The following is a 23,456-nucleotide window of genomic DNA, read 5'->3' on the forward strand; positions in this document are numbered from 1 at the left end:
GGATGGCAAGCCAGGTGGTGCCTCCAGCCCGGCGGCTCAAGGAGCTGTTCACCGACTACATCGTCATCCTCGGCTACCTCGCGGTGCTCGCCCTCATCAGCGCTGCGCTCTACCGGCTCGTCCTCGGCTGGGTGCCGGAGTTCAGCCGAACCCACACCCAGCTCATCGCGACGCTGACCTCGGTGGTGCCGATCGTGCTGATCTTCTCCGCCCTCGACTACCACCGGCCCTGCGGCACCATCGGCAAACGCCGGGTCGGGCTGATGGTCGCCTACCGCACCCGCGAGCCGTGGCGGGCGCTGGTGCGCAATGCGGTGAAGTTCACGCCCTGGCAGCTGGCCCACATCGGGATCATCGACGGGGTCTACACCGAGTTCGACCAGCCGGTCTCCCACATCTTCCTGTGGTCGGGGACGGCGCTGCTGTTCATCCTCCTCGGGATGGGGCTGCTGCGGGCCGATGGCCGGCATCTCGGCGACATGCTCGCCGGCACCCAGGTGGTGCCGGTGGGGAGTACAATCACGCCATGAGTGAGGAACTGCCCGGCGGTGCCGTCCATCCGCTGCCTGAGGATCTGGGTGCAGAGCTCACCGCGCACGCCCAGGCGCGTGAGGCGTGGCTGGACATCACGACGCTGGCCCGCAATGAGTTCATCTGCTGGGTCGAAGACGCCAAGCAGGCCGCCACGCGTGAGCGGCGCATCCGGCGCACCCGTGAGGAGCTCGAGGATGGGATGCGCCGGCCGTGCTGCTGGCCCGGCTGCAAGCACCGCGAGCGCACCGGCAGGCCGCCGGCCGCGCAGGGCAGCTGATCCTCAGTCGTTCTCCTCGGTGGCGGCGATGACCCGGTAGACGCCGGGCAGTTCGGTCAGCTCTTCGACCAGCGTGCCGGACTTGAGGTCTGGGCCGGGGGTGAAGCGCAGCGACGCCTGGATGATGGTGCCCTTCCGGCCGTGCAGGCGCTGGGTGTGGGTCAGTGCGGCCTCGTATCCCAGCTCCGAGGCGGTGGCGAGGATGTCGCGCAGCACACCGTGGCCGTCAGCGTAGCGGATCGTGATGTAGCGCGAATGGCGCGGATCGCGCATCCGCTTGACCGCGAAGGTCACGACGAACACGGTCAGCAGGTACAGTCCGACCGTCAGCGCCGCGACAGCCGGCATGCCCGCACCGCAGGCCATCCCGACCGAGGCGGTCACCCAGATGCTGGCCGCGGTCGTGAGCCCGGAGACGATGTTCTGGCGCACGAAGATGACACCAGCACCGAGGAAGCCGATGCCGGTGACGATCTGCGCGGCGATCCGGGCGGGATCGCGGGTGACGTCCTCAGCTCCGGCGAAGCCGTAGACCGACACGAGTGTGAAGAGGGCAGCGCCCAGGCCTACGAGGATGTGCGTGCGGGCCCCGGCGCTCTTGTGCCGCAGCTCGCGTTCGACGCCGATGATCGCCGAGAGCACGAAGGCGGCTACGAGCAGCAGGGCCTGGGTGCCCAGGTCGGCGGGAACGAGATCGATGTCCACGGTGGTGTCGTCACTCCCTGTTGTCTCAGCTGCCGTCGCCGAGGCCGTGGCCACCGGTGCCGGGGATAAGTCCGTTGCGTGCGGCGAACGGGTCCCAGCCAGGGTCGGCCTGGACGTCGAGCTCGACGAAATCGCAGGCCTCGCGGGCCTTCTCTTCGCTTGTGAGCGACGCGATGAGGGCAGCGGTCATGTCCATTCCGGCAGCCACACCCGAAGATGTCCAGCGGCTGCCGTCTTCAACCCAGCGGGCGACCGGCTGCCAGTCGACATCGCTGCCGAAGCCCGTCGCCCACCGGTAGGCACGCTTGTTCGTCGTCGCCCGGTGCCCCTCCAGCAGCCCGGCCGCTGCCAGCAGCGCCGACCCGGTGCACACCGAAGCCACCACTTCGGCACCGGCGCAGTACTCCCGCAGCCAGGTGAGGAAGCCCTCCTCGGTGACGAGGCGGCGCGTGCCGAAGCCGCCGGGGCCGAGCACGACATCGGCTGCCGGGGTTGCGGTGCAGGCGGAATCGGGCACGATCCGGGTGCCCTGATGGCTGGCGACCGGCTCACCGGTGGGCCCGAGCATGACGATGGTGAAGTCATCGGGCAGCACGCTGAGCAGTTCGACAGGCCCGAAGACATCGAGCAGTTCGAATCCCTCGAACAGGACGACGGCGACAGTGCGGTTCTCCACCATCCCAGTCTACGCAGGAGAACTCCGAAGCAGGTTCCGGTCGACTGAACCCCGGGCAGCACAAGGGCGGAGCAGCATCGTCTGCTGCTCCGCCTTCTCAGCGGGTCACATGGATCACCTGCTCACCGGCACGTGATCACGCGTGTCATCAGGCCCGATTGCGGCGGGTCAGCGCGACAGTTGCGGCACCCGTTGCGAGCAGGGCGAGACCGAATCCGACCGACATGCCAACTTCGGAACCGGTGCGCGGCAGGTCGTGGTCGCTGTCGCGCCCCGATCCATCATCATCGCGTGCGTCGTCGTTCTTGCTATCGTCGTCACCCGGCTTGTCGGAGGGCTGATCGGACGGGTCGCCAGTCGGGGTCTGCGACGGTTCCTCGGTCGGGGTCTCCGTCGGGTTGTCCGTGGGTTCCTCGGTCGGGTCGTCACCGGCCTTCCAGTTGACAACCGTGCAGGTGACAATCTGCTCACGCTTCACCGACAGGCTGAATCCGGTCTCACCGGCATTCTCCACCGGCACCTCGACCGGTTCGTCACCGTTTGTCTCGTGGCAGACAGCGTTCTTGCCGTCCTGCTTCCTCAGGGTGAAGTCGTCCTTGAGCGTTTCGCTGATCGTCGTGTCCACGGATGGGCGGGAGACGAGGTCATCGTAGGCGAAGTTCACGACGCCGTTTTCGTTGGTCGTGGCCTGTGCGGGATCGGCGTTGGTGGCCGTGAAGTCCCAACCCTCGGCTGGCTCTGGTGCAGCTTCACCGATCTGCGTCTTCTTCAACACCGTCACGCTGCCCTCACAGGTGGCAGCTGCGATCTGTCGCAGGCGTTCGCCGAGCTGGTCGTAGTCATCGGCGGAGTAGTAGTCGGAGTTCTCATTCGGGCCCGAGATCTTCACGATGTTCTCAACCGTCGGATCGCTGCCCACAGCGATGCCGACCATCTTCGTGCCCTCGCCCTTGACTCCGTTGGCCGAGGTGATCGCGGTGTCGAGGTCGATCTGGTCGAACTGGGCGCCGCGGTCGGTGTTGTTCCCCTCACCGGGGGTGCCGTAGGCGGTCGGCTTGCCGTCGGTGACGAAGAACACGGCGTCGTAGCCCTTGCCCTGGGCCTGTGCGATGCCGCGGTCCCAGTTGGTGCCGCCGTCGTTGCTGGCTGGGCGTGTGAGTCCGTCTATGCGGTTCTTGACATCGGCAGCGTTGCCAGCCTCGGCAATGCCCGTGACCGGGATGTCGGCGTTGTTGCCGGCTGGTGCGAAGGTGGCGAAGGTCTGCACGCCCACAGAGCTCGGCGTGCCGGTGAGAGTGTCGACAACGCCCTTCGCGGCTTCTTTCGACTTCTCGACATCGGCATCAGTCAAGGAGTTGGACAGGTCGAGCACGATGCCGAGGTTGAGACCGCAGCGATCAGGGAGGGACGGGTTAGGAGCAGGCTCGATGGGCTGCGCAGCAACGGGAAAAGTCCCGATGAACGCCGTGGCGGCGACCAGAGATCCAGCCGCAGTTGCGGCTAAAAGGCTTCGGAATCCGCGTAACCGCGCGGCGGCGGGGGGGGGGGGCATGTTTCCTCGCTAGTTGAATGAACTTTCCTATATGGCATGTCGCAGGTTATAGGAACACGTCTGTCATGTCAATCTCAGAGATGATTCCTTTCCTGAAGGGTGCCTGTGCGCGCGTAGGGCCTGGCTGGTCACTAGACTGTTCGCCATGAGTTCACAGACCCAGACGGCCGGCACTGGTGAGACCAAGACGAAGCTGCACACCACGCAGATCGGCAGCGGCAGCGCGGATACCGAGAAGATCGTCTTCCTCCACGGCCTGTTCGGCCGCGGCAAGAACTTCACCTCGATCGCCAAGGGCCTCGAGCCTGAGTGCACGAGCCTGCTCGTCGACCTGCCCAACCACGGACAGTCGCCGTGGACCGAGGAGTTCGACTACGTCGAGATGGCCGATGCTGTCGCCGAGGAGCTCGTCGCCTTCGGTGCCGAAAAGTCACCTGTCGGTGTGGTGGGGCATTCGATGGGCGGCAAAGTCGCGATGATGCTCGCCCTGCGCCACCCCCAGCTGGTCGACCGCCTCGTCGTCGAGGACATCTCGCCGGTCAGCAGCGCAGACTCCTCACACGATGCCGGCAGCGGCTTCTCCCACCTGCTCAACACCCTGCGCGCCCTCGATCTCGCAAGCGTCGACTCCCGCAGCGAGGCTGATGAGAAACTCGCCGCCGACATTCCCGATGACCGTGTGCGCGGCTTCCTGCTGCAGAATCTGCGGCCCGGCGATGACGGCTACTACTGGGAGCCGAATCTCGACCTGCTGTGCCGCTTCCTGTCGAGCATCGGCGACTTCCCCGACACAGACGGCGAGACCTACGACCGGCTCGTCCTCTGGGTCGCCGGAGAGAAGTCCGACTACATCAAACCGGAATACACCCCGGCGATGCGCGCGCTGTTCCCGCGCATGCTCAAGGTCACCATCAAGGGCGCCGGGCACTGGATCCACTCGGAGAAGTCCCAGGAGTTCCTCGCCGCGCTGCGGCGCTTCTTCATCTCATAAGCGTCGCCGCACGTGAGCCGCAAGGCGGTCGCGCGCTGGTAGTTTTGGTGTCATGCATGATGACCAGCCGGGCTACCCGGACCCCACCCGTTCCCCACATCCCCAGCCACACCCCGCCTCCGGCCCTGAGACGGGCCGCAGCCCGGGCCACGACATCGCACCCACAGCACCGGCAGCTCCTGCCGACCAGCCCACGCCAGCCGGCGCTCCGTACGCTGCAGCGGATCTGCCCGCCGCCGTGCCGTCTGCCGTGGAGCGCGGTCAGACGCATTCGGAGTTCTACCGTCTGCCGGGCAACCGCTGGTGGAAGGGCGTCATCACGATCGTCGCGCTGCTCATCACGATGCTGGTCGCCTCGTTCGCCTTCACCCTCATCGCCGGCATCATCGATATGGCCACCGGCCAGCTCGATCTCGACGCGGTGATGGAGGGCCAGATCGGCATGTCGCCGCTCATGCTGCTGGCCACCAACCTCTCACTCATCGTCCTCGCCGTCCTCGCGCTCATCTTCCACCGCTACCTGTTCCGGCAGCGCGTCGGCTTCCTCAACTCGGTGGCCGGCCGGTTCCGCTGGAGGTGGCTTCTGTGGAGCCTCATCCCCATCGGCATCGGCTTCGCCATCTACATCACTCTGCTCGTCGTCAGCAGCGACTGGGATGCCTACGACCCGTTGCCGGTCGGCATGACGATCTTCTACCTTGCCGTCGTCCTGCTCACCACCCCGTTCCAGGCCGCCGCCGAGGAGTACGTCTTCCGCGGCGTCATCCAGCGCATCGCCGGCTCCTGGGTGCGCGGGCCCATCCCGTCGCTCATCCTCGGCACCGCCGTCAGCTCCGTGCTCTTCGCCGCAGCCCACCTGGCCGGCGACCCGTGGCTGATCCTGTACTACTGGCTGTTCGGCGTATTCCTCTCCCTGCTGGCCCACTACAGCGGCGGCCTGGAGGCACCGATCGTCATCCACGCGATCAACAACGTCGCCCTGTTCGTCACCGCGACCTTCAGCGGTGAGATCGCCCAGGAGATCGACCGCTCGGCCGGTGCCGGCGGGCCGTTCATGCTCATCCCGGTCGCTGCGATCCTCGTCATCTCCGCCGCGGCGATCGTCCTCGCCCGAGTGCGCAGGGTCCAGATGTACGGGGTGGCCGAGGAGATCCCGCGCCGCGGCGCGGTGGCTTCCGGTGCCCCGGCACAGCAGTGGGGTGCAGAGGCCCCGCCGCCGCACGATCACGACGCGCGTGCCGATGCCGCAGTGCAGCCCGTTCCCGAGGCGGGGGAGCCGCAGCACTTCGGCACCGGCTGGCACGGCGGGAACTCCGGACAGCCCGACCCCACCCAGACTGGTCCCACACAGCCGAGTCCCGGACAACCAGGTCCCGGACAGCCGGGTCAGCGCCCCGGCCAGCAGCCTGGTCAGCAGCCAGGTCAGGGCCCCGGCCAGCAGCCGCCCGACCGGCCGGACCAGCGGTGACAGCGACAGCGGCCGGGATCCGATCGGATCCCGGCCGCTGCATGTCGCACGCCCGCCCAGCGCGGCCGCCCATCACTTCTGCTGCTTGGCTGCCTTCGCCTGCGCCTTGCGGGCCTTCTTGTTCTCACGCACCTGCTGCAGCGTCTCATCATCGACGATGTCAGCAGCGGAGATGAGCGCATCGGCATCGCCGTACTCACCGGCAGCCTCACGCCAGCCCCCAGCCTGCAGATCGAACTGCTTGCCCAGCAGCGCTAGGAAGATCTTCGCCTTCTGATCGCCGAAGCCCGGCAGCTTCTTCAGCCGCTTGAGCACCTCGGGCCCGTCCGGGTCACCCTCAGTCCACAGCGCCTCGGTCTTCCCGTCATAGTCGTTGCAGATCGTCGCGGCGAGCTTCTGCACCCGCTCAGCCATCGACTTCGGGAACCGGTGGACCGCCGGCTTCTGCCGGAACGCCTCCAGGAACTCCTCGGGATCGGTCTTCGCCACCAGCTCAGGGGAGTAGCCGCCGAGGCGCTCGGCCAGCTTGGCCGGGCCTGCGAAAGCGGACTCCATAGTGACCTGCTGGTCAAGCAGCATGCCGGTGAGCAGAGCGAAGGGATTCTCAGCCAGCAGCTTGTCAGCGGCCGGTTCAGTCGCCAGATACAGAGTCGTCATGCCCCCATTGTGTCAGCTCTCGGGGTTCGGCTGCCTGGGTCAACCCTGCTAGCGTCTCACCCATGACAGCGCATGCGTTCTCCCGCAGCAGCGGTAGTGCGACCTGCCCATGCGGCGGCCTGCCGAAAGGCGCCGCCTTCCGCGACTGCTGCCAGCCCGCCCTGAACCTGCAGACCTGGCCCGTCACCGCCGAGGCGCTCATGCGCTCACGTTACTGCGCATTCGCCACCGGCAACGGCGATCACCTGTTCCGCACCTGGGATCCGCGCACCCGCCCAGCCGACACCACCCCGCCGGTCGCTGACTGGGTGCGCCTGGAGATCCTGCGCACCGAGGCCGGGGGAGCAGACGACACCGAAGGCCTCGTCGAATTCCGCGCCCACTGCATCGAAGACCGCGAAAAGCACATCATCCACGAGGTCTCCACCTTCGCCAAGCGCGCTGGCCGCTGGGTCTACGTCGACGCCCTTGAAGCCTCCGGCCAGCCGGCGGGGTCGCGATGAGCCAGCGCAGCGCGTTCTTTCTGCGCGGCATCAACGTCGGCGGACGCAACCGCGTGCCGATGTCCGAACTGCGCGCACTCGCCGGCCGCCTCGGCGCCGGAGACATCGCCACCCACCTGGCCAGCGGCAACCTCGTGTGCACCCCGCCCGAGGCGCCGGCCGCCTTCACCGTCCGCCTCGCCGCAGCCCTGGAGGAGACGTACGGATTCGCCGTCCCGGTGCTCGCCCGCACCGCAGCCGAACTCGCAGCGATCCTCGCTGAGGATCCCTTCGCCGGCATCGCCGATGATCCCAGCTCGGAACTCGTCTACCTCTTCGCCGCACCCGTCGCTGCATCCGCCCGCTGCGAGCTGCCGCTCACCGGCGGGGAACAGGCCGCCTGGGCAGCCGGTCACGTGCGGGTCTGGCACGATCGCGGAGTGCACGGCTCGAAGGTCTCCCACAGCCTGCTCGAAGGCCGTCTGGGCATCACCGTCACCGCCCGCAACGTCCGCACCCTGGCAGCCGTCTCGGCACTGTGCGGCCAAGCGGAATAGGATGGGCAGGCGTGCCGTTACGCACTTAAGAAGCCACACCCCATGGAGGTTCAGTGACACAGCGCCCCGCGGCCGACCCGAATGAGAAGTTCAGCGACTACGCCCACGGTGAGAAGCTCGTGAGCACCGCCTGGGTCGCCGAGCACCTCGGCGACGACGGACTCGTCATCGTCGAAAGCGACGAGGACGTCCTGCTCTACGAGACCGGCCACATCCCCGGAGCCGTCAAGGTCGACTGGCACACCGAGCTCAACGACCCCGTCACCCGCGACTACCTCGACGGCGAGGGCTTCGCCGCCCTCATGTCGAAGAAGGGCATCAGGCGCGAGGACACCGTCGTCATCTACGGCGACAAATCCAACTGGTGGGCCGCCTACGCCCTGTGGGTCTTCGAGCTCTTCGGCCACCCTGACGTGCGTCTGATGGACGGCGGGCGCGCCGCCTGGATCGCCGCCGGCGGTGAGATGACGACTGACGTCCCCAAGCGCGAGACCACCGACTACCCGGTCGTCGACCGCGTCGACGACGCCAGCCGCGCCTTCATGACCGACGTGCTCGACCACCTCGGCAAGCCGCTCATCGACGTCCGCTCCCCAGAGGAGTACACGGGCGCACGCACCCACATGCCCGACTACCCCGAAGAGGGCGCCCTGCGCGGAGGGCACATCCCGACCGCCGCCTCGGTGCCGTGGGCGCGGGCGGCCAACGACGACGGCACCTTCCGCTCCCGTGAGGAACTCGAGGCGATCTACACCGATGAGGTCGGCCTCGACCATGCCGATGACATCATCGCCTACTGCCGGATCGGCGAGCGCTCCAGCCACACCTGGTTCGTGCTGCGCTACCTGCTCGGCTATGAGTCGGTGCGCAACTACGACGGCTCGTGGACCGAATGGGGCAATGCCGTGCGCGTCCCGATCGTCAAGGGCGAAGACCGCGGGGAGGTGCCCGGAGGCGCATGAGCGAGAGCCTTCCTGAGTCGCTGCAGGAGATCATCGATGACTTCGCAGCCCTGGCCGAACCGGACAAGCTGCAGCTGCTGCTCGAATTCAGCAATGAGCTGCCCGGCCTGCCTGAGCGCTACGCCGATCACCCCGAACTGCTCGAACCGGTCCCGGAATGCCAGTCGCCGATCTTCCTCGTCACCGAAGTCGGCGACGGTGAGCAGGCTGGCACCGCGGTACTGGCTGGCCAGGATGCTGAGGTGCGGCTGTTCTTCTCCGCCCCGCCCGAAGCGCCGACGACCCGCGGGTTCGCAGGGATCCTGCACGAGGGCCTCAACGGGCTGAGCGCCAGGGAGATCCTCGACGTGCCCTCTGACCTTGCGCTCAAGCTGTCTCTCAACGACTCCGTCAGCCCGCTGCGGCTGCGCGGCATGTCCGGCATGCTCGCCCGCATCCAGCGTCAGGTCAAGGAGAAGGCCCTCGGCTGAAACCGGCACCGTCCGGCCGAGGGTCTGATGCCGGCAGGTGGGGGGCCTGATGCCCGCAGGCAGGCGCACTCGCCTGAGCCCGCGCCTCAGCCCAGCAGCGCGCGCAGCGTGATGACGCCGATCGAGCCGATGAGCGCAGCTGCCGGCAGCGTGATGACCCAGGCCAGGGCGATCGGCTTCATGAGGTTCCAGTTCGCCGCCCGGTTGACCAGCCCGACACCGAGCACCGCGCCGATGAGGATGTGCGTCGAAGACACCGGCAGGCCGAGTACCGAGGCGCCCATGACGACACCGGCGGCTGCGAGCTCAGCGGCGAACCCGGAGGCCGGGTGCATCTTCGTCAGGCCCGTGCCGACCGTCTGGATGACCTTGCGGCCGACGAACCACAGCCCGGCGACGAGCGCGACACCGGCGGTGACCATGATCGCCGCCGGCACCGCCGACTCCTCACTCACCGACTGCGTCTTGAGCACATCGATGATCGCGGCGAACGGGCCGACGGCATTGGCGATGTCGTTCGAGCCGTGCGAGAACGCGAACGCCGAGGCGGTGAACACCTGCATCCAGCTGAAGAGCAGGAACGTCGAGCGCGACAGGTCGTGGTGGCGCAGCGTCTTGGCGAAGATGAACACCGCCATCCACACCGAGGCGCCGATCATGCCGAGGATGAGGAAGTTCCCAACCCCGTCAAGGGACAGGTCGAGGTTCTTCAGCCCCTTGAACAGCAGCATCGAGCCGATGACGATCGACCCGCCGGCGGCCAGCAGCGGCACCCACACCTGCAGCGCCCGGTGCGAGTTGACCTCATCGGCCTCCTGCTGCAGGTCGTACAGCTCCCGGTAGTAGTCGGATTCGAGGTCCTCGCGGGAGAAGTCCGGCAGATTCACCTGCGCAGCATCACGGGCCATGACGTTGGTGGAGGCGATCTGCTACAGTTCGGTCAGCCGCTCGAAGGACTGCTTGTGCCGGGTGCGCAGCTCAGCCCGGTTCACGCGCAGCTGGCGCAGTCTCTCATCGGCTTCCTCGTGTAGACGAGGATGTGCTTCTTGATTCGGCCGAAGAGGACATAGGCGACGATTCCGCCGAGCACCGGGGAGAGCACCCACGAGATCGCGATCTGGCCGATCTGTCCCCACTGCACCATCTCCATCCCGCCGGTGCCGGTGACGATGCCGAGAGTCACCGCCGCACCGACGATCCCGCCGATGATCGAGTGCGTCGTCGAGACCGGCCAGCCCATCCGGGTGGCCACCAGCAGCCAGACAGCCGCACCGAGCAGTGCCGACATCATGATGAACACGAAGTCCATCGGATCAACAGCCATCCCGCCGAGGTCGACAATGCCCGAGCGCACCGTATCGGTGACATCACCGCCGGCGAGCACCGCACCGGAGACCTCGAAGACGGCGGCGACCATGAGCGCCTGCTTCATCGTCAGGGTCCCGGCACCGACACTCGTGCCGAAGGAGTTGGCGACGTCGTTGCCGCCGATGTTGAAGGCCATGAACATGCCGACGATGATCGTGGTGATGAGCACAAGGCGGAACTGGGTCTGGCCGACATAGCCTCAAGACCAGAATGTGAAGCCGATGAACGCTGCCGCCAGCAGCAGACCGAACCAGGTGTGTCACCACTTGTCGGGGCCGAGAAAACCTCGCGTCACCGGAGAATGTGCGCTGCGGGTCATCGTATCGTCTGCCATGATTCCTCCAGACACATAAGCGCTTGCTTTCACTGGATTGTCGGCACAGCACATGGCCTGCGGCTGAATTCCAGAGGAGTTCTGGGCATACTCTCGCCGTTCCCGAGGCACCGGGCACCGGCCCAGCACGCGGATGAGGTTGTCCTAACTACCGGTGGGGTAGGGTGGGCCGTGGCCGCACCCGGCCAGATCCCCGCAAGCGAAAGGCAGGCTGCGCAATGGCGCCAGCGAAGAAGCGCACCCTGCGCCACGGCACCGTCACCGCCCGGCGGTGGCTCTCCGATGAGCTCGTCCGCCTCACCGTCACCAGCAGTGATCTCACCGGCCTCGACCTGCCGTACACCGACCACTACATCAAGCTGCTCTTCCCGCCCGCCGGCGCTGAGTACGCCTGGCCCGACGACGCAGCCGAGGTGCTCGAAGACCGCACCCGGCCCGATGCACCGGTCACCCGCACCTACACCCTGCGCCGTGTTGACACGGAGACCGGGGAGGCGGAGATCGACTTCGTCATCCACGGTGAAGAGGGACTCGCCGGCCCCTGGGCCCGCGACGCTGAAGAGGGTGACCGGTTCGCCTTCTTCGGCCCCGGCGGCGCCTGGGCCCCACCAGCCGGGGTGCACATCGTGCTCGCCGGCGATGAGTCCGCAGCCCCAGCGATCGCCGCCGCCCTCGATGCCCTGCCAGCCGGCACCTCGGCGACGGCGTTCATCGAGATCGCCCACCAGCGTGCCCGCTTCGAGATGCCCGAACCCGAAGGCGCGACACTGCAGTGGGTCGCCCGCGACGGTGCGACACCGGGCACCGCGCTTGCCGCTGCCGTGCGCGACTTCACCCCGCCTGCAGGCGAGGTCGCCTATTTCATCCACGGCGTCGCCGAGATGATCAAAGATCTGCGCCGGTTCCTCTTCGTCGAACAGGGAGTGGAGAAGTCTGCCGCCTCGATCTCGGGTTACTGGCGGCTGGGTATGACCGAGGACGAATGGCAGTCCTCCAAGCGCGAGTTCGTCGCCGAGATGGAGGCCAGCGAACAGGCCGCCGCCGGCAGCTGAATCCGGCGCCGGCGGCCGGGTGTGGCGCCGGTCATATAAGGCAGGGGCAACTGTTGTTGCACGGCGAACCGCGATAATGTATAGACATATCCCCGTTGGTTCGCTGCAGAAAGGCAACGACATGTCCCTTCACCTTGGAGACACCGCCCCTGACTTCACCACCGAGACTTCGACGGGACCGGTCGCGTTCCACGACTGGGCCGGTGACGAGTGGGTGGTGTTCTTCTCCCACCCAGCCGACTTCACCCCCGTGTGCACCACTGAGCTCGGCCGTGTGGCCCAGCTGCAGGCCGAGTGGGACAAGCGCGGCGTCAAGCCGATCGCGCTCTCGGTCGACACGAACGAGGAGCACGCCCAGTGGATCCCCGACATCAACGAGTACAACAACACCACCGTCGAGTACCCGATCATCGCCGACCCGGACAAGAAGGTCGCCGAGCTGTACGACATGATCCACCCCGGTGAAGGCGACACCTCCTCGGTGCGCTCGGTGTTCGTCATCGACCCGGACAAGAAGATCCGCCTGACGATGACCTACCCGAAGTCCACCGGCCGCAACTTCGACGAGATCCTGCGCGTCATCGACGCCCTGCAGGAAGCCGACCGCGGCGAATGCGCCACCGGCGTCGACTGGCAGCCCGGTGACAAGGTCATCGTGCCCCCGGAGGTTTCGACCGCTGAGGCCGAGGAGAAGTTCGACGACGTCGAGGAGCACTACTCCTACCTCCGCACCGCCCGCGTGAGAGCCGATGCCGCCGGCACCGGCGCTGTCGGCTGTGGCTGACGCCCCGCAGCTGCAGTCCGGTGCACCCCGGTCACCGGCTGCCGGCTGACCTGCGGCCCCGCCCACCGGCGGGGCCGCAGTCGTGTGCGCACACCGGCCGCTCAGTCCCCGTGGGCCTCGCGGATGAGTGGGACGAAGGCATAGCCGCCGTGCTCGGTGATGTGCACACCGCCCTGCACGAGCCTCTTCACCCGCAGCATCGTCGAACCGACCGGGATCACCAGGATGCCGCCGGGAACCAGCTGGTCGATGAGCTCCTCAGGCAGCTGGGCGGCCGCCGCCGAGACGAGGATCCGGTCGAAGGGCTCCGCCTCCGGCAGGCCGAACACCCCGCCGGTCGCCTCGGCGATCTCGACCGTGTCGATGTCCGCCAGCAGCTGCCGGGCAGTGCCGGCCAGCGCGCTGATCCGCTCGACCCCGGTCACCGAGCCGTCGGGCCCGACGAGCTCGGCGAGGATCGCCGTGCTCCAGCCGGTGCCGCAGCCGATGTCGAGGATCCGCATCCCGGGGTGGACCTGCAGCAGGTCGATCATCGCCACCACCGTGCTCGGCTGGGAGTTCGTCTGACCGTACCCGATCGGCACCGGCCGATCCCACCGGCTGCTCCTCCGGTGCTCGGCAGGCAGGAACCGGGCGCGGTCGAGGCGCTCCATCGCCTCACGGATCTCCGGCGGGCGGGCGGCTGCGGTCATATCCTCACTCCTTCGCTGCCACCAGTGTAGGAGCCCTGCCTGTGTCCGGGCTGGCCTCAACCGCCCAGGCACAGGGCAGCGTGAAACGGCTGCTCGGCCGCTGGCAGCACGTGGGCGGGAATCATGACATCGCACAGGCACATGCCCGCCCCCGCACCCGCGGCAGTCGTGACGTCATCGGCGGCAAGATCGCGCAGCATGCCGGTTCCGTACGCCTTGAGCAGCGCCTCCTTGCGCACCCACAGCTGGGTGAACACGGCAGCCTGCTCGGTGGGATCAGCCCGGGCGATCACCGCCTGCTCGGCCGGATGCAGCAGCGCCGCCGCCTCGGTCGCCGTCTGCCGAGTGGCCCGCACCTCGATGTCGACGCCGAGGCGGACATCGGCTGCCGCGATCGCCAACAGGCCACCGGAGCTGGCGAAGGAGACACACGGGCCTGGCGCGCCGTCGACGAACACCAGGGGAGCACCGCGCTCATCGGCACCCAGCCGCACGGACTCCACCGGCACCTGCAGCCAGCCGGCGAGTAACTGCCGGCTGATGCGGGCGCGCAGCGCAGCCTCCGCGGTTCCGGCTGAGCGCACGTGCGACGACGGCACTGCGGTGATCGACGCGCTGAGGTCGGCGATCCACATGGGCGCATCCGGCCAGCGTGCACACGGGACGGTGAGCCTGGTGACCCCAGGCGGCAGGTTCATGAGCCGTCGAGACCGAGGAACTCACGGATCGCCGGCATCTCGCGGCGCACCTGTGACAGGCCCATCCGGTGGGCTGCGGCGAGTTTCGAGAGATTGCGCTCGCCGTTGGACACCGGCATGATCTCCGGGGCAAAGACATAGGCCTTGCCCTGGCGTTCGAGTTCGAAGACCTGTTCGCGCATCTCGTTGTAGCGCTTCCACCGTCCCAGCAGCGCATCGGCGACCGCCGGATGCCGGCGGAAGTAGCTGCGGTAGAAGGCGGGGAACCGCTGCGGGGCCTTCTCGTAGTCACGCTGCTGGGTCAGCACGATGAGGAACTTCTCGTAGCCGGCCCGCTGGGCGGTCGGCAGCGGGATCCCGCCGTGCTCGGCCAGCGCACCGTCGACATAGGTGCGCTCGCCGATCGTCACTGGCGGCATCACCACCGGCATCGTCGACGATGCCTGGACAGCCGTCATCAGGTCGTGCATGTGGTCGATATCGGCGCGCGACCAGATCCGCTCCTCGCCGGATTCGACATCGACAGCCGCGATGGCGAATTCCGCTGGGTTGGCCTCGAAGGTCTGCCAGTCGAACGGCAGCGCCTCATCCGGCTGCGAGGTGCCCTGGTAGATGTACTCGGAGTTGAACAGACCCTGCCCGCGCAGGAAGGTGCGCATATTGCCGAAGTTCGGGTCGGCGGAGAACTCGACGAAGCAGCGGCGGGCCCGCCACGGGTCATGCGAGAGGTAGTTCGCGGTGTTCGTCGCACCGGCGCTGATGCCCGCCACCCAGTCGAAGTAGATCTCCTCCTCGAGCAGGCGGATGACCATCGCCGACGTCAGCGCTGCGCGCATTCCGCCGCCTTCGAAGATGAGAGCCGTGTCGGTCACCGTGCTGTGCAGCTGAGGCGCGCCAGCTGCTGTGTCGTCTCCTGGCATGGCTCCAATCTACGACACCGCACCGCGTTTCGGGTCGGCTCGAACGGTCCCTGTCTCCGTGAGATCAGCCATGCCCACACGGAGTCCTGTGCCGCAGACCGCCACGGTGAAGCACAAGACAGCTTGCCGGATAGGCTCAGCAGGCTAGGCTCAGGACATGACCGACCGCCTGCCGCACCCGCTCACCGGCCAGCTCTTCGCCTCACCGGTGCCTGCAGGCCAGGGCTGGCCGGAAGATCCTGCCAAGCGCAGCACCCCGGTAGCTCGCAGTGCTGAGGACGTCGCCCGTCTGGCCGATCGTGCACGCACCCTGGCTGAGCTCGATGCCCGGGTGACGAAGTGCCGGGCCTGTCCGAGGCTCGTCGACTGGCGCGAATCGGTCGCACACGACAAGCGCGCGTCCTTTGCCGGCGAGCCGTATTGGGGCAGGCCGGTCGCCTCGCTCGGGGATCCGGAGGCGTGGCTGGGCATCATCGGCCTCGCCCCGGCCGCCCACGGTGGGAACCGGACCGGGCGGATGTTCACCGGTGACCGGTCCGGCGACTGGATCCATGCTGCGCTCTACCGGGCGGGCATGAACTCCCAGCCCGATTCGACGGTGGCAGGCGACGGGCTCGTCATGTCCGGTGCGCGTACGATAGCCCCGGTCCACTGCGCCCCGCCGGACAACAAACCCACTCCCGGCGAACGGCACGCCTGTGCCGGGTGGCTGCGGCGCGAACTCCAGCTCATCCCCACCTTGGAGGTGCTCATCGCGCTCGGCGGGATCGCCTGGCAGGCGACCCTCTCAGGCGTGCGCGCCATGGGCTGGGATGTCCCGCGCCCCCAGCCGCGGTTCGGCCACGGCGCCGAGGCGGTCCTCACCCGGCCAGACGGCGTGCCGGTGCGGCTGCTCGGCAGCTACCATCCCAGCCAGCAGAACACCTTCACCGGCCGGCTGACGACCGAGATGCTCGATGCGGTGTTTGCCCGGGCGAAGGAGATTCACCAGGTGAACACTGGTGAAACCCCGCGTTCCGACTCATGAGAGAACGCGCATAGGACACCTGCGCGGTCGTAATCTGGGACCAGGCAGCCGGACCGGCTGCCCGTCACGCGAAAGGTTCACGATCGTGAAAGCTGCACGCTACTACGACAACCACGACATCCGCATCGAAGACATCCCCGAGCCGGAGCTCAAGCCCGGCACCGTCGCCATCGACGTCGCCTGGTGCGGCATCTGCGGAACCGACCTGCACGAGTACCTCGAAGGCCCCATCTTCATCCCGCCCAAGGGCAGCCCGCACCCGATCTCAGGGGAAGAGGCCCCGGTGACGATGGGCCACGAGTTCTCCGGCACCGTCACCGCCCTCGGCGAGGGTGTTGACGACCTCACCGTCGGTGAGTCCGTCGTCGTCGAGCCCTACATCATCGCCGAAGGCGTCGACACCGGTGAAGGATCGGACTACCAGCTATCGCCGAACATGAACTTCATCGGCCTCGGCGGCCGCGGCGGCGGCTTGTCGGAGAAGATCGTCGTCGAACGCCGCTGGGTGCACCCGGTCGGCGACATGCCGTTGGATCAGGCCGCGCTCATCGAACCGCTCTCGGTCGGCCACCACGCCTACGTCCGCTCGGATGCCAAGGCCGGTGACGTCGCCATCGTCGGCGGTGCCGGGCCGATCGGCCTGCTGACCGCCGCTGTGCTCAAGGCCGAGGGCCTGACGGTCTACATCTCCGAGCTCTCCGAGGCACGCAAGGCCAAGGCGCGTGAGACCGGGGTGGCCGATGAGGTCTTCGACCCGCGTGAGGTCAACGTCGCCGACGAGGTCCGCAAGCGCACCGACGGCAAGGGTGCAGACGTCGGCTTCGAGTGCTCCTCGGTGCCGGCCGTCCTCGACATGCTGCTCGATGCGGTGCGTCCCGGCGCGGTCATCGTCAACGTCTCGATCTGGGGCTTCAACCCCGAGGTCGCGATGCCGCTGCTGGTCCTCAAGGAGATCGACCTGCGCGGCACCATCGGCTACGCCAACGACCACCCGGCCACCATCGAGCTCGTGCGTTCGGGCAAGCTCGATCTGGCGCCGTTCATCACCGCCAGGATCGGCCTGGACGACCTGGTGGAGAAGGGCTTCACCCAGCTCATCGAGAACAATGAGGAACATGTGAAGATCCTCGTCGATCCCCGCGCCTGACACGCTCAGACCGCCTGTCGGTGTGAGGCAGCAGGCACAGCATCACGGCCGGTCGCTTCAGGAAACTCTGAAGCGGCCGGCTTACCATGTTCGACGGGCCACCCGGTCCCAACCCTCCGACGACCACTCGAGGACCCCTATGCCGCATCCCGAATCCGACCAGCATGCCGTCTCTCAGGTGCGCCGCGCTCCGCGCCGCCCCGTCTATCTGCTGCCTCTCGATCTGCTGCGCGGATTCCTCATCGGCATGGCTGAACTCGTCCCCGGTGTCTCCGGCGGCACGATCGCACTCGTGACCGGGATCTACGACGAGCTCATCGGCTCAGCCTCCCACGTGGTGTCCGCTGTCAAGCGGCTCATCCTCGGCCCAGACCGGATCGCCGGCATGCTTACCGAGCTGCGCCGCACCCAGTGGATGCTCATCATCCCCGTGCTCATCGGCATGGCGACCGCCGTGCTCTCGATCGCCGGGGTGATGAAGGACTTTGTCACCGCGTATCCCGAGCACTCCCGCGGACTGTTCTTCGGCCTTGTGCTCGTGAGCATCCTCGTCCCGCTGCGCATGCTGCCGGCACGCCGGCCTGGCCAGCACCGGATCACCGGGCTCCTCCTCTTCATCCTCGCCGCCGCGGCTGCGTTCATCATGGTCGGCTTCGCCGGCGGCGGCAACGACGCCGACCCATCGCTGATCGTCGTGTTCTTCGCTGCAGCCGTGGCGATCTGCGCGCTCGTCATCCCCGGCGTGTCCGGATCGTTCTTCCTGCTGGCAGTGGGCCTGTACGCCACTACGATGACAGCGATCAGTGAACGCGACCTCGGCTACATCGCGATCTTCGGCCTCGGTGCGATCTTCGGGCTGGCCAGCTTCGTCAGCCTGCTGCGCTACCTGCTCACCCATCGCAGGCGCGCGACCCTGCTCGTCATGGCCGGGCTGATGTTCGGCTCGCTGCGCGCCCTGTGGCCGTGGCAGAGCGAGGGCACCCCGGATGCCAGCGGGGAGACCCACGGGGTCGGTGATCTCATCCTGCCGACCGCCCCGATCGCCGGACCCGTGCTGCTGGCCCTCGCCGGTGCCGCCGCCGTGCTCATCCTCATCCTCGTCGAGGCCCGCTATTCGCCGGTCGATCACGACGAGGAGCTCGACATCGAACACAAGCCGGCACGCTGAGGGCCGGGAGTCTCATCCTGACCGTCTGCCATTTGCCAGGGGTGTGCAGGCGCGTAAGGTGAAGGCATGGCTACTACCGCATTCCAGGGAGACCCTGTCAGCACCAATGGCTCGCTGCCTGAGACCGGCAGCAAGGCACCTGCCTTCGAACTCGTCGGCACCGACCTGTCCTCCGTCACCTCTGCCGATGTCGCTGGCAAGCGCGTCGTGCTCAACATCTTCCCCAGCGTCGACACCGGCGTGTGCGCTGAGAGCGTGCGCAAGTTCAACGAACTCGCCGGCACGCTCGACAACACCGCTGTCATCTGCGCCTCGAAGGACCTGCCGTTCGCCCTCGGCCGGTTCTGCGGTGCCGAGGGCCTCGACAACGTCACCAGCGCCTCGGCCTTCCGCACCGACTTCGGTGATGACTACGGTGTGCGCATGACCGACGGCCCGCTGGCCGGCCTGCTCGCCCGCTCAGTCGTCGTGCTCGACGAGAACGGTGTCGTGCTGCACTCGCAGCTCGTCCCGGAGATCGGCCAGGAACCGGACTACGACGCAGCTGTGGCCGCCCTGAGCTGACGCACCCACCGCCTCGGCGCCGTAACCCGGCGCGTGACCGACAGCCGGCTGGATCTGCACAGATCCAGCCGGCTGCTCACATCTGAATGGCGCGGAAGCCCACCGCGTTGGCCACGCCGGCGCGCTCACCGGCAGCAGCGGTCATGCCCTCGAGCATCTCGCGCGGGGCCGGGTGACCCGGCAGGGCGTCGAGGTAGACCTCGTGGGCTGACAGCGAGGCGATGCCGCGCTCCAGCGGCTCCCCGGTGACATCGACAGCGCAGGTCGGCTCATCACCCGAGACGAGCAGCCAGTCCGCCTTCCACGCTTCCAGGCCCTCCTCGTCGCGCAGCTCGGGGAAGACCCACGGATTGTCGGCATCGCGGATCGCGTCGATGACGGCCAGGCCGACATTGCGGTGGTCGACGTGGTTGAGCCCGAAGCTGACCTCCAGCTTCCACGGCAGCGTGATGATCGCCTGCGGGCGGTAGGACCGGATCTGCCGGGCGATCGCCCGGCGCAGCGCATGGTCGGCCTCGACGAGACCATCGGGGAAGTCGAGGATCGTCAGCGACTCAACCCCCACCTCGGCGCAGGCGGCCTCCTGCTCGCGGCGGCGCAACGATGCGACGTCGGCCGGATCCATGTCGCGGATGCCGGCCTCACCGGCGGTCAGCAGAAGATAGGAGACATCGATCCCGGCCGCCGTCCAGGCTGCGACGGCGCATGAGGCGCCGTATTCCATGTCGTCGGGATGGGCGACGACGCCGAGGACGCGGTCGATGCCGGTGGTGTCGAAGAATTCGAGATCGCTCATGCATCCACCCTAGGCCATGGGCGGGCACATCTCAGCGGGACTCGTCTGCCGCCTCCGGTCCGTCGCCGGCGGCATGGGAGCCCCCTGCAGGGTCGGTGCCGGACTGCGATCCGGGAGCGGAGCCGGTGCCCGCCGGCGCACCTGCCGCAGCGTCGTCACCGCCGTCCTTCCGGCCGTGGCCGAAGGGCAGCAGGTGCATGACGCCGACGATGAGGAGCCCGACGAAGAGGCCGAGGATGAGCGAGCAGATCGTGTTGATGAGCCAGCCGAGCACCGCGCCGACCGCCGGCACGGCAGCGCCGTAGCCCTCGAGGTGGTGGACGACGCCGTAGAGTCCGTCCCAGCCGAGGTCCTTGGTGCCCACGAGCAAAATGTGCCCGCCGACCCACAGCATGGCGAAGGTGCCGATGATCGAGATCGCATCGAGCACGCGCGGCATCGCAGCGACGAGGAAGTGGCCGAACCTCTGCGTGCCGGCAGACTCCTTCTGCGTCATCGCCAGGCCGATGTCGTCCATCTTCACCAGCAGCGCCACAACGCCGTAGACGAGCACCGTGATGCCGACGGCGACGGCGATGAGGATGATCGTGCGGTTGACGAGCGGTTCGCTGGCGACCTCGTTGAGGGAGATGACCATGATCTCGGTCGAGAGGATGAAGTCGGTGCGCACCGCACCGGTGACGACCTGCTTCTCGCTCTTCTCACCCTGCAGCTGCGAGGGCTGCTCCTTCTCCGCGTGGTGGCCGCGCAGCTTCTCCCAGACCTTCTCGGCGCCTTCGAAGCACAGATAGCAGCCGCCGATCATGAGCAGCGGAGTGAGCACCCACGGCAGGAACTGGCTGAGCAGCAGTGCGGCCGGCAGGATGATGAGCAGCTTGTTGCGCAGCGAACCGAGTGCGATCTTCCAGATGATCGGCAGCTCGCGTGCCGGGGAGACACCGTGCACATACTGCGGGGTGACGGCGGCGTCGTCGACGACGACACCGGCGGCCTTCGCACTGGCGCGGGCGGTCGCGGCTGCCACATCGTCGGCGCTGGCAGCCGCCATGCGCGCCATCGCGGCGATATCGTCGAGCAGTGCGACGATGCCGCCGCTCATCGGCCCGCTCCCGAGGCGGTGCGTGCCGCGCGCGGATCGTGCGGATGAGTCCTCGCTGTCATAGCTGACATCTTACGGCCCACCGGCGCTGAAGCGGCGCTCATCGGCACGGTCACTTGACGCCGCGCATGAGCCGGATGACCGGCTTGGCCGTCAGCAGCACGATGAGGCCGGCGACGATCGAGGCCAGACCGAGCGTCGTCCAGTACGGCACCTGATTGTTCGCGTCGTAGTACGTGGCGAACACACCGGACAGCGAGGTGCCGACACCGGAGCCCAGGAAGTACAGGGCGATCATCTGCGAGGTGAACACCTTCGGCGACAGGCGGGTGGCCACCGACAGGCCGATGGGGGAGATGAGCAGCTCGGCGACGACGAAGAGCGCGAGGATGAACGTCACCCACAGCAGCGGCACAGTGTTGCCGTGCGACTGCGCGAACGGCAGGAACAGCAGGTAGGACCCGCCGATGACGAGCAGCGACAGCCCGGCCTTGATCGGGGTGGCCGGCTGCCGGTCGCCGAGCTTGAGCCAGATCGCGGAGAACACCGGGGCCAAGGCGATGACGAAGACCGGCGGGATGAGGGCGATCCAGGCGATCGGCATCTCCCAGCCGAAGATGCTGCGGTTGAGCTCGGTGTCGGAGTAGGCGGTGAGGACGTTGAAGATCTGCTGGTACAGCGACCAGAACGCCACCGTCGCCAGCACGAACGGGATGAACGACAGGGTGCGGGAGCGTTCGACCTCGGTGATCTCCTTGCTGCGCAGGATGACGGTGAAGTAGGCGGTCGCGGCGATGAGGCAGACGAGGGTGGTCCAGATCGCGAGGTTGTCGGCGTTCATGAGCCCCGACATCCACAGCACGGTGATGACGGCGATGACGCCGATCGCGCCGGCGCCGAACTTCCAGCGCTGTCCAGCCGGCAGCGGGTTGACGACGACCTTCGCCGAGGCGGGGATGTTCTTCCGTCCGGTCATGTAGACGATGAGGCCGATGGCCATGCCGACGGCGGCGGCGCCGAAGCCGAAGTGGAAGCCGATGCTCTTCTGCAGCCAGCCGGTGAGCAGCGGCCCGAGGAATGCGCCGATGTTGATGCCCATGTAGAACAGCGAGAAGCCGGCCTCGCGGCGGGTGTCCTTCTCTGTGTAGAGCGTGCCGACGATCGCACTGGCGGTGGCCTTGAGGCCGCCGGAGCCGAGCGCGACGAGGATGAGACCGACAGCCACGCCGCCGACCCCGGGCAGCACGTCGAGGGCGATGTGACCGCACATGATGATGACAGCAGACCAGAACAGCACTGGTTCGGCGCCGAACACCCGGTCGGCCAGCCAGGCCCCGCCGACGGTGGCGAGGAAGACCGCGCCGCCGTAGGCGCCGACGATGGCCAGGGCGGTGGGCTGGTGGATGCCGAGCCCGCCGTCAGTGGTGTTGAAGTACAGGTACAGGGCAAGGATGCCGGTCATCCCGTAGTAGGAGAAGCGCTCCCACATCTCGAGGCCGAACAGCTGCATGAGCGGCAGCGGGTGGCCGAAGAAGCGAGTGTCGTTGCGCATGTCCTCAGCTGTCAGAGCCGAGGCGTCCGTCTGAGACGAGCCAGTCATATCCTTAGTCCTTGTCATTCGGTCGCTGCCTTCAGACCAGAGGCCGGCAGGTGCCGGGGCAGTGCTGAAGGCCGCCGACACTCTACTCCTGTGACACAGCTCGCGCCAATGCGCCTTGCCGCCTCTCACACACCCGTCCGCTGCTGACCTGCCCGCCTCCACCACCGCCTCCACCGCCTTCGCCGCTGACAGCCAGGCCGCGCTGTACATGGCATCGCGGCCGGTGGCAGGATGTGGTCATGACTGCACAGGAGACCACCGGCGGCGACGCACAGCGCCGCGTCGAGGTGACCAGGATCACGGAGAACCACTACCGGGCGCGCACCGCCTCGGGCGCGGAGATCGAGTTCGGCCGCGGCGAGGGGCTCATGACTCCCGTCGAGCTGCTGCTGGCGGCCACCGCCGGCTGCTCGGCCATCGACCTCGACACCGTCACCACCCGCCGCACCGAACCCGAGCGCTTCGACATCACCGCCACCGGCGAGAAGATCGTCGAGGACGATGAGGCCTCCCGGCTCGACGACATCCGGCTGCACTTCGACCTCGCCTTCCCCGACGACCAGGCCGGCCGGCAGTCGGCGAAGATGGCCGAGCGGCTGCTCAGGCTCTCCCACGACCGCTACTGCACCGTCTCGCGCACGATCGAGAACGGCGCACCGGTGACGATGACCTCCGAAGTCAGCCCCGACATCGCAGCGGACACCCCAGACGCATAAGCGCCCAGCGCTTCGTGCCCGCGGCGTCTGCACACCTAGGGCGTGTCTGATAAATGCTGTAACCAAGCGATGACACCGTTGAGCACGATAGCGGCCCGGTAGATGATGGCGAGTTTGTCATATCGTGTGGCCAGTCCTCGCCACTGTTTCATACGGGCGT

At 67.5% G+C, this 23,456-nt stretch carries 25 protein-coding genes and 2 pseudogenes; 15 read left to right on the forward strand and 12 right to left on the reverse strand.

The window, feature by feature from the left end:
• Positions 1-2 precede the first annotated feature (2 nt).
• Together H9634_RS10260 and H9634_RS10265 are read left to right on the forward strand one after the other, a co-directional pair.
• Entirely contained in the window at positions 3-530 is a 528-nt protein-coding gene (locus tag H9634_RS10260) for an RDD family protein (RefSeq protein WP_191726563.1), read from the forward strand.
• A complete protein-coding gene (locus tag H9634_RS10265) occupies positions 527-811 on the forward strand; it encodes a YdeI/OmpD-associated family protein (RefSeq protein ID WP_191726564.1) in 285 nt (94 codons plus the stop codon). Before H9634_RS10260 ends, H9634_RS10265 begins: the two co-directional genes overlap by 4 nt.
• 3 nt (positions 812-814) lie before the next feature.
• Here the strand turns inward: H9634_RS10265 and H9634_RS10270 are convergent, their stop codons facing one another.
• The 3 genes from H9634_RS10270 to H9634_RS10280 all read right to left on the reverse strand — a co-directional run bounded on the left by H9634_RS10270 (position 815) and on the right by H9634_RS10280 (position 3,564).
• Complete coding sequence (locus tag H9634_RS10270; RefSeq protein ID WP_191726565.1) at positions 815-1,516, reverse strand: MgtC/SapB family protein; 702 nt, start codon at positions 1,514-1,516, stop codon at positions 815-817.
• Between the two features lie 25 nt (positions 1,517-1,541).
• Positions 1,542-2,192, reverse strand: a complete 651-nt coding sequence (locus H9634_RS10275; protein WP_318245076.1) for a DJ-1/PfpI family protein — start codon at positions 2,190-2,192, stop codon at positions 1,542-1,544.
• A gap of 148 nt (positions 2,193-2,340) precedes the next feature.
• A complete protein-coding gene (locus tag H9634_RS10280; RefSeq protein ID WP_191726567.1) occupies positions 2,341-3,564 on the reverse strand; it encodes a VWA domain-containing protein in 1,224 nt (407 codons plus the stop codon).
• Positions 3,565-3,889: 325 nt separating this feature from the next.
• Here H9634_RS10280 and H9634_RS10285 point away from each other — a divergent pair, with 325 nt between their 5' ends.
• The gene (locus H9634_RS10285; protein ID WP_191726568.1) at positions 3,890-4,735 is read left to right on the forward strand and encodes an alpha/beta fold hydrolase; all 846 of its coding nucleotides are present in this window, start codon (positions 3,890-3,892) and stop codon (positions 4,733-4,735) included.
• A gap of 52 nt (positions 4,736-4,787) precedes the next feature.
• Complete coding sequence (locus H9634_RS10290; RefSeq protein WP_191726569.1) at positions 4,788-6,203, forward strand: CPBP family intramembrane glutamic endopeptidase; 1,416 nt, start codon at positions 4,788-4,790, stop codon at positions 6,201-6,203.
• Between the two features lie 72 nt (positions 6,204-6,275).
• Here the strand turns inward: H9634_RS10290 and H9634_RS10295 are convergent, their stop codons facing one another.
• Positions 6,276-6,860, reverse strand: a complete 585-nt coding sequence (locus H9634_RS10295) for an HhH-GPD-type base excision DNA repair protein (protein WP_191726570.1) — start codon at positions 6,858-6,860, stop codon at positions 6,276-6,278.
• 62 nt (positions 6,861-6,922) lie between these two features.
• Here H9634_RS10295 and H9634_RS10300 point away from each other — a divergent pair, with 62 nt between their 5' ends.
• From H9634_RS10300 to H9634_RS10315, 4 genes are read left to right on the forward strand one after another with little or no spacing between them, the layout of a single operon-like run.
• Entirely contained in the window at positions 6,923-7,363 is a 441-nt protein-coding gene (locus tag H9634_RS10300; RefSeq protein ID WP_191726571.1) for a YchJ family protein, read from the forward strand.
• Complete coding sequence (locus H9634_RS10305) at positions 7,360-7,899, forward strand: DUF1697 domain-containing protein (RefSeq protein WP_191726572.1); 540 nt, start codon at positions 7,360-7,362, stop codon at positions 7,897-7,899. Before H9634_RS10300 ends, H9634_RS10305 begins: the two co-directional genes overlap by 4 nt.
• Positions 7,900-7,952: 53 nt before the next feature.
• Entirely contained in the window at positions 7,953-8,861 is a 909-nt protein-coding gene (locus H9634_RS10310) for a sulfurtransferase (protein ID WP_191726573.1), read from the forward strand.
• Positions 8,858-9,331 (forward strand): SufE family protein, encoded by a 474-nt coding sequence (locus H9634_RS10315; protein ID WP_191726574.1) that lies wholly within the window; start codon positions 8,858-8,860, stop codon positions 9,329-9,331. Before H9634_RS10310 ends, H9634_RS10315 begins: the two co-directional genes overlap by 4 nt.
• Before the next feature lie 86 nt (positions 9,332-9,417).
• On the opposite strand, the pseudogene H9634_RS10320 reads toward H9634_RS10315, so the two are convergent.
• Positions 9,418-10,943 (reverse strand): annotated as a pseudogene (locus tag H9634_RS10320) (inorganic phosphate transporter).
• Between the two features lie 308 nt (positions 10,944-11,251).
• Here H9634_RS10320 and H9634_RS10325 point away from each other — a divergent pair.
• Together H9634_RS10325 and H9634_RS10330 are read left to right on the forward strand one after the other, a co-directional pair.
• Positions 11,252-12,085, forward strand: coding sequence for a siderophore-interacting protein (locus tag H9634_RS10325; protein WP_191726575.1), 834 nt, complete (start codon positions 11,252-11,254; stop codon positions 12,083-12,085).
• A 121-nt stretch (positions 12,086-12,206) separates the two neighbouring features.
• Positions 12,207-12,869 (forward strand): peroxiredoxin, encoded by a 663-nt coding sequence (locus H9634_RS10330; RefSeq protein ID WP_191726576.1) that lies wholly within the window; start codon positions 12,207-12,209, stop codon positions 12,867-12,869.
• A gap of 101 nt (positions 12,870-12,970) precedes the next feature.
• Here the strand turns inward: H9634_RS10330 and H9634_RS10335 are convergent, their stop codons facing one another.
• The 3 genes from H9634_RS10335 to H9634_RS10345 are packed head-to-tail and all read right to left on the reverse strand — an operon-like array spanning position 12,971 to position 15,179.
• Positions 12,971-13,561: a protein-L-isoaspartate O-methyltransferase family protein gene (locus H9634_RS10335; protein ID WP_191726577.1), complete on the reverse strand. Its 591-nt coding sequence runs from the start codon at positions 13,559-13,561 to the stop codon at positions 12,971-12,973.
• Positions 13,562-13,617: 56 nt separating this feature from the next.
• Complete coding sequence (locus H9634_RS10340; protein ID WP_191726578.1) at positions 13,618-14,196, reverse strand: 4'-phosphopantetheinyl transferase family protein; 579 nt, start codon at positions 14,194-14,196, stop codon at positions 13,618-13,620.
• Between the two features lie 59 nt (positions 14,197-14,255).
• The gene (locus tag H9634_RS10345) at positions 14,256-15,179 is read right to left on the reverse strand and encodes a patatin-like phospholipase family protein (protein ID WP_191726579.1); all 924 of its coding nucleotides are present in this window, start codon (positions 15,177-15,179) and stop codon (positions 14,256-14,258) included.
• Positions 15,180-15,336: 157 nt separating this feature from the next.
• Here H9634_RS10345 and H9634_RS10350 point away from each other — a divergent pair, with 157 nt between their 5' ends.
• From H9634_RS10350 to tpx, 4 genes are all read left to right on the forward strand, one after another.
• Positions 15,337-16,206: a uracil-DNA glycosylase gene (locus H9634_RS10350; protein ID WP_191726580.1), complete on the forward strand. Its 870-nt coding sequence runs from the start codon at positions 15,337-15,339 to the stop codon at positions 16,204-16,206.
• Positions 16,207-16,291: 85 nt separating this feature from the next.
• Positions 16,292-17,353, forward strand: a complete 1,062-nt coding sequence (locus tag H9634_RS10355; RefSeq protein WP_191726581.1) for a 2,3-butanediol dehydrogenase — start codon at positions 16,292-16,294, stop codon at positions 17,351-17,353.
• A 139-nt stretch (positions 17,354-17,492) separates the two neighbouring features.
• Positions 17,493-18,521 carry a DUF368 domain-containing protein gene (locus H9634_RS10360; RefSeq protein ID WP_191726582.1) on the forward strand — a complete coding sequence of 343 codons (1,029 nt, stop codon included), beginning with the start codon at positions 17,493-17,495 and terminating at the stop codon, positions 18,519-18,521.
• Positions 18,522-18,587: 66 nt separating this feature from the next.
• A complete protein-coding gene (gene tpx / locus H9634_RS10365; RefSeq protein WP_191726583.1) occupies positions 18,588-19,085 on the forward strand; it encodes a thiol peroxidase in 498 nt (165 codons plus the stop codon).
• A 76-nt stretch (positions 19,086-19,161) separates the two neighbouring features.
• On the opposite strand, the gene H9634_RS10370 is transcribed toward tpx, so the two are convergent.
• The 3 genes from H9634_RS10370 to H9634_RS10380 all read right to left on the reverse strand — a co-directional run bounded on the left by H9634_RS10370 (position 19,162) and on the right by H9634_RS10380 (position 22,580).
• Positions 19,162-19,881, reverse strand: coding sequence for a PIG-L deacetylase family protein (locus H9634_RS10370; RefSeq protein WP_191726584.1), 720 nt, complete (start codon positions 19,879-19,881; stop codon positions 19,162-19,164).
• 31 nt (positions 19,882-19,912) lie between these two features.
• Positions 19,913-20,980: a DUF808 domain-containing protein gene (locus H9634_RS10375; RefSeq protein WP_191726585.1), complete on the reverse strand. Its 1,068-nt coding sequence runs from the start codon at positions 20,978-20,980 to the stop codon at positions 19,913-19,915.
• A gap of 112 nt (positions 20,981-21,092) precedes the next feature.
• Positions 21,093-22,580, reverse strand: coding sequence for a peptide MFS transporter (locus tag H9634_RS10380; RefSeq protein ID WP_225210820.1), 1,488 nt, complete (start codon positions 22,578-22,580; stop codon positions 21,093-21,095).
• A 239-nt stretch (positions 22,581-22,819) separates the two neighbouring features.
• Between H9634_RS10380 and H9634_RS10385 the strand changes: the two genes are divergently transcribed.
• On the forward strand, positions 22,820-23,296 hold the full coding sequence (locus tag H9634_RS10385; protein WP_191726586.1) for an OsmC family protein: 477 nt from the start codon (positions 22,820-22,822) through the stop codon (positions 23,294-23,296).
• Positions 23,297-23,331: 35 nt separating this feature from the next.
• Here H9634_RS10385 and H9634_RS10390 read toward each other — a convergent pair.
• Positions 23,332-23,456 (reverse strand): annotated as a pseudogene (locus tag H9634_RS10390) (IS5/IS1182 family transposase); the annotation flags it as partial.

The sequence above is a fragment of the Brevibacterium gallinarum genome (genome assembly GCF_014836885.1).
GTDB classification, from domain to species: Bacteria; Actinomycetota; Actinomycetes; order Actinomycetales; family Brevibacteriaceae; genus Brevibacterium; species Brevibacterium gallinarum.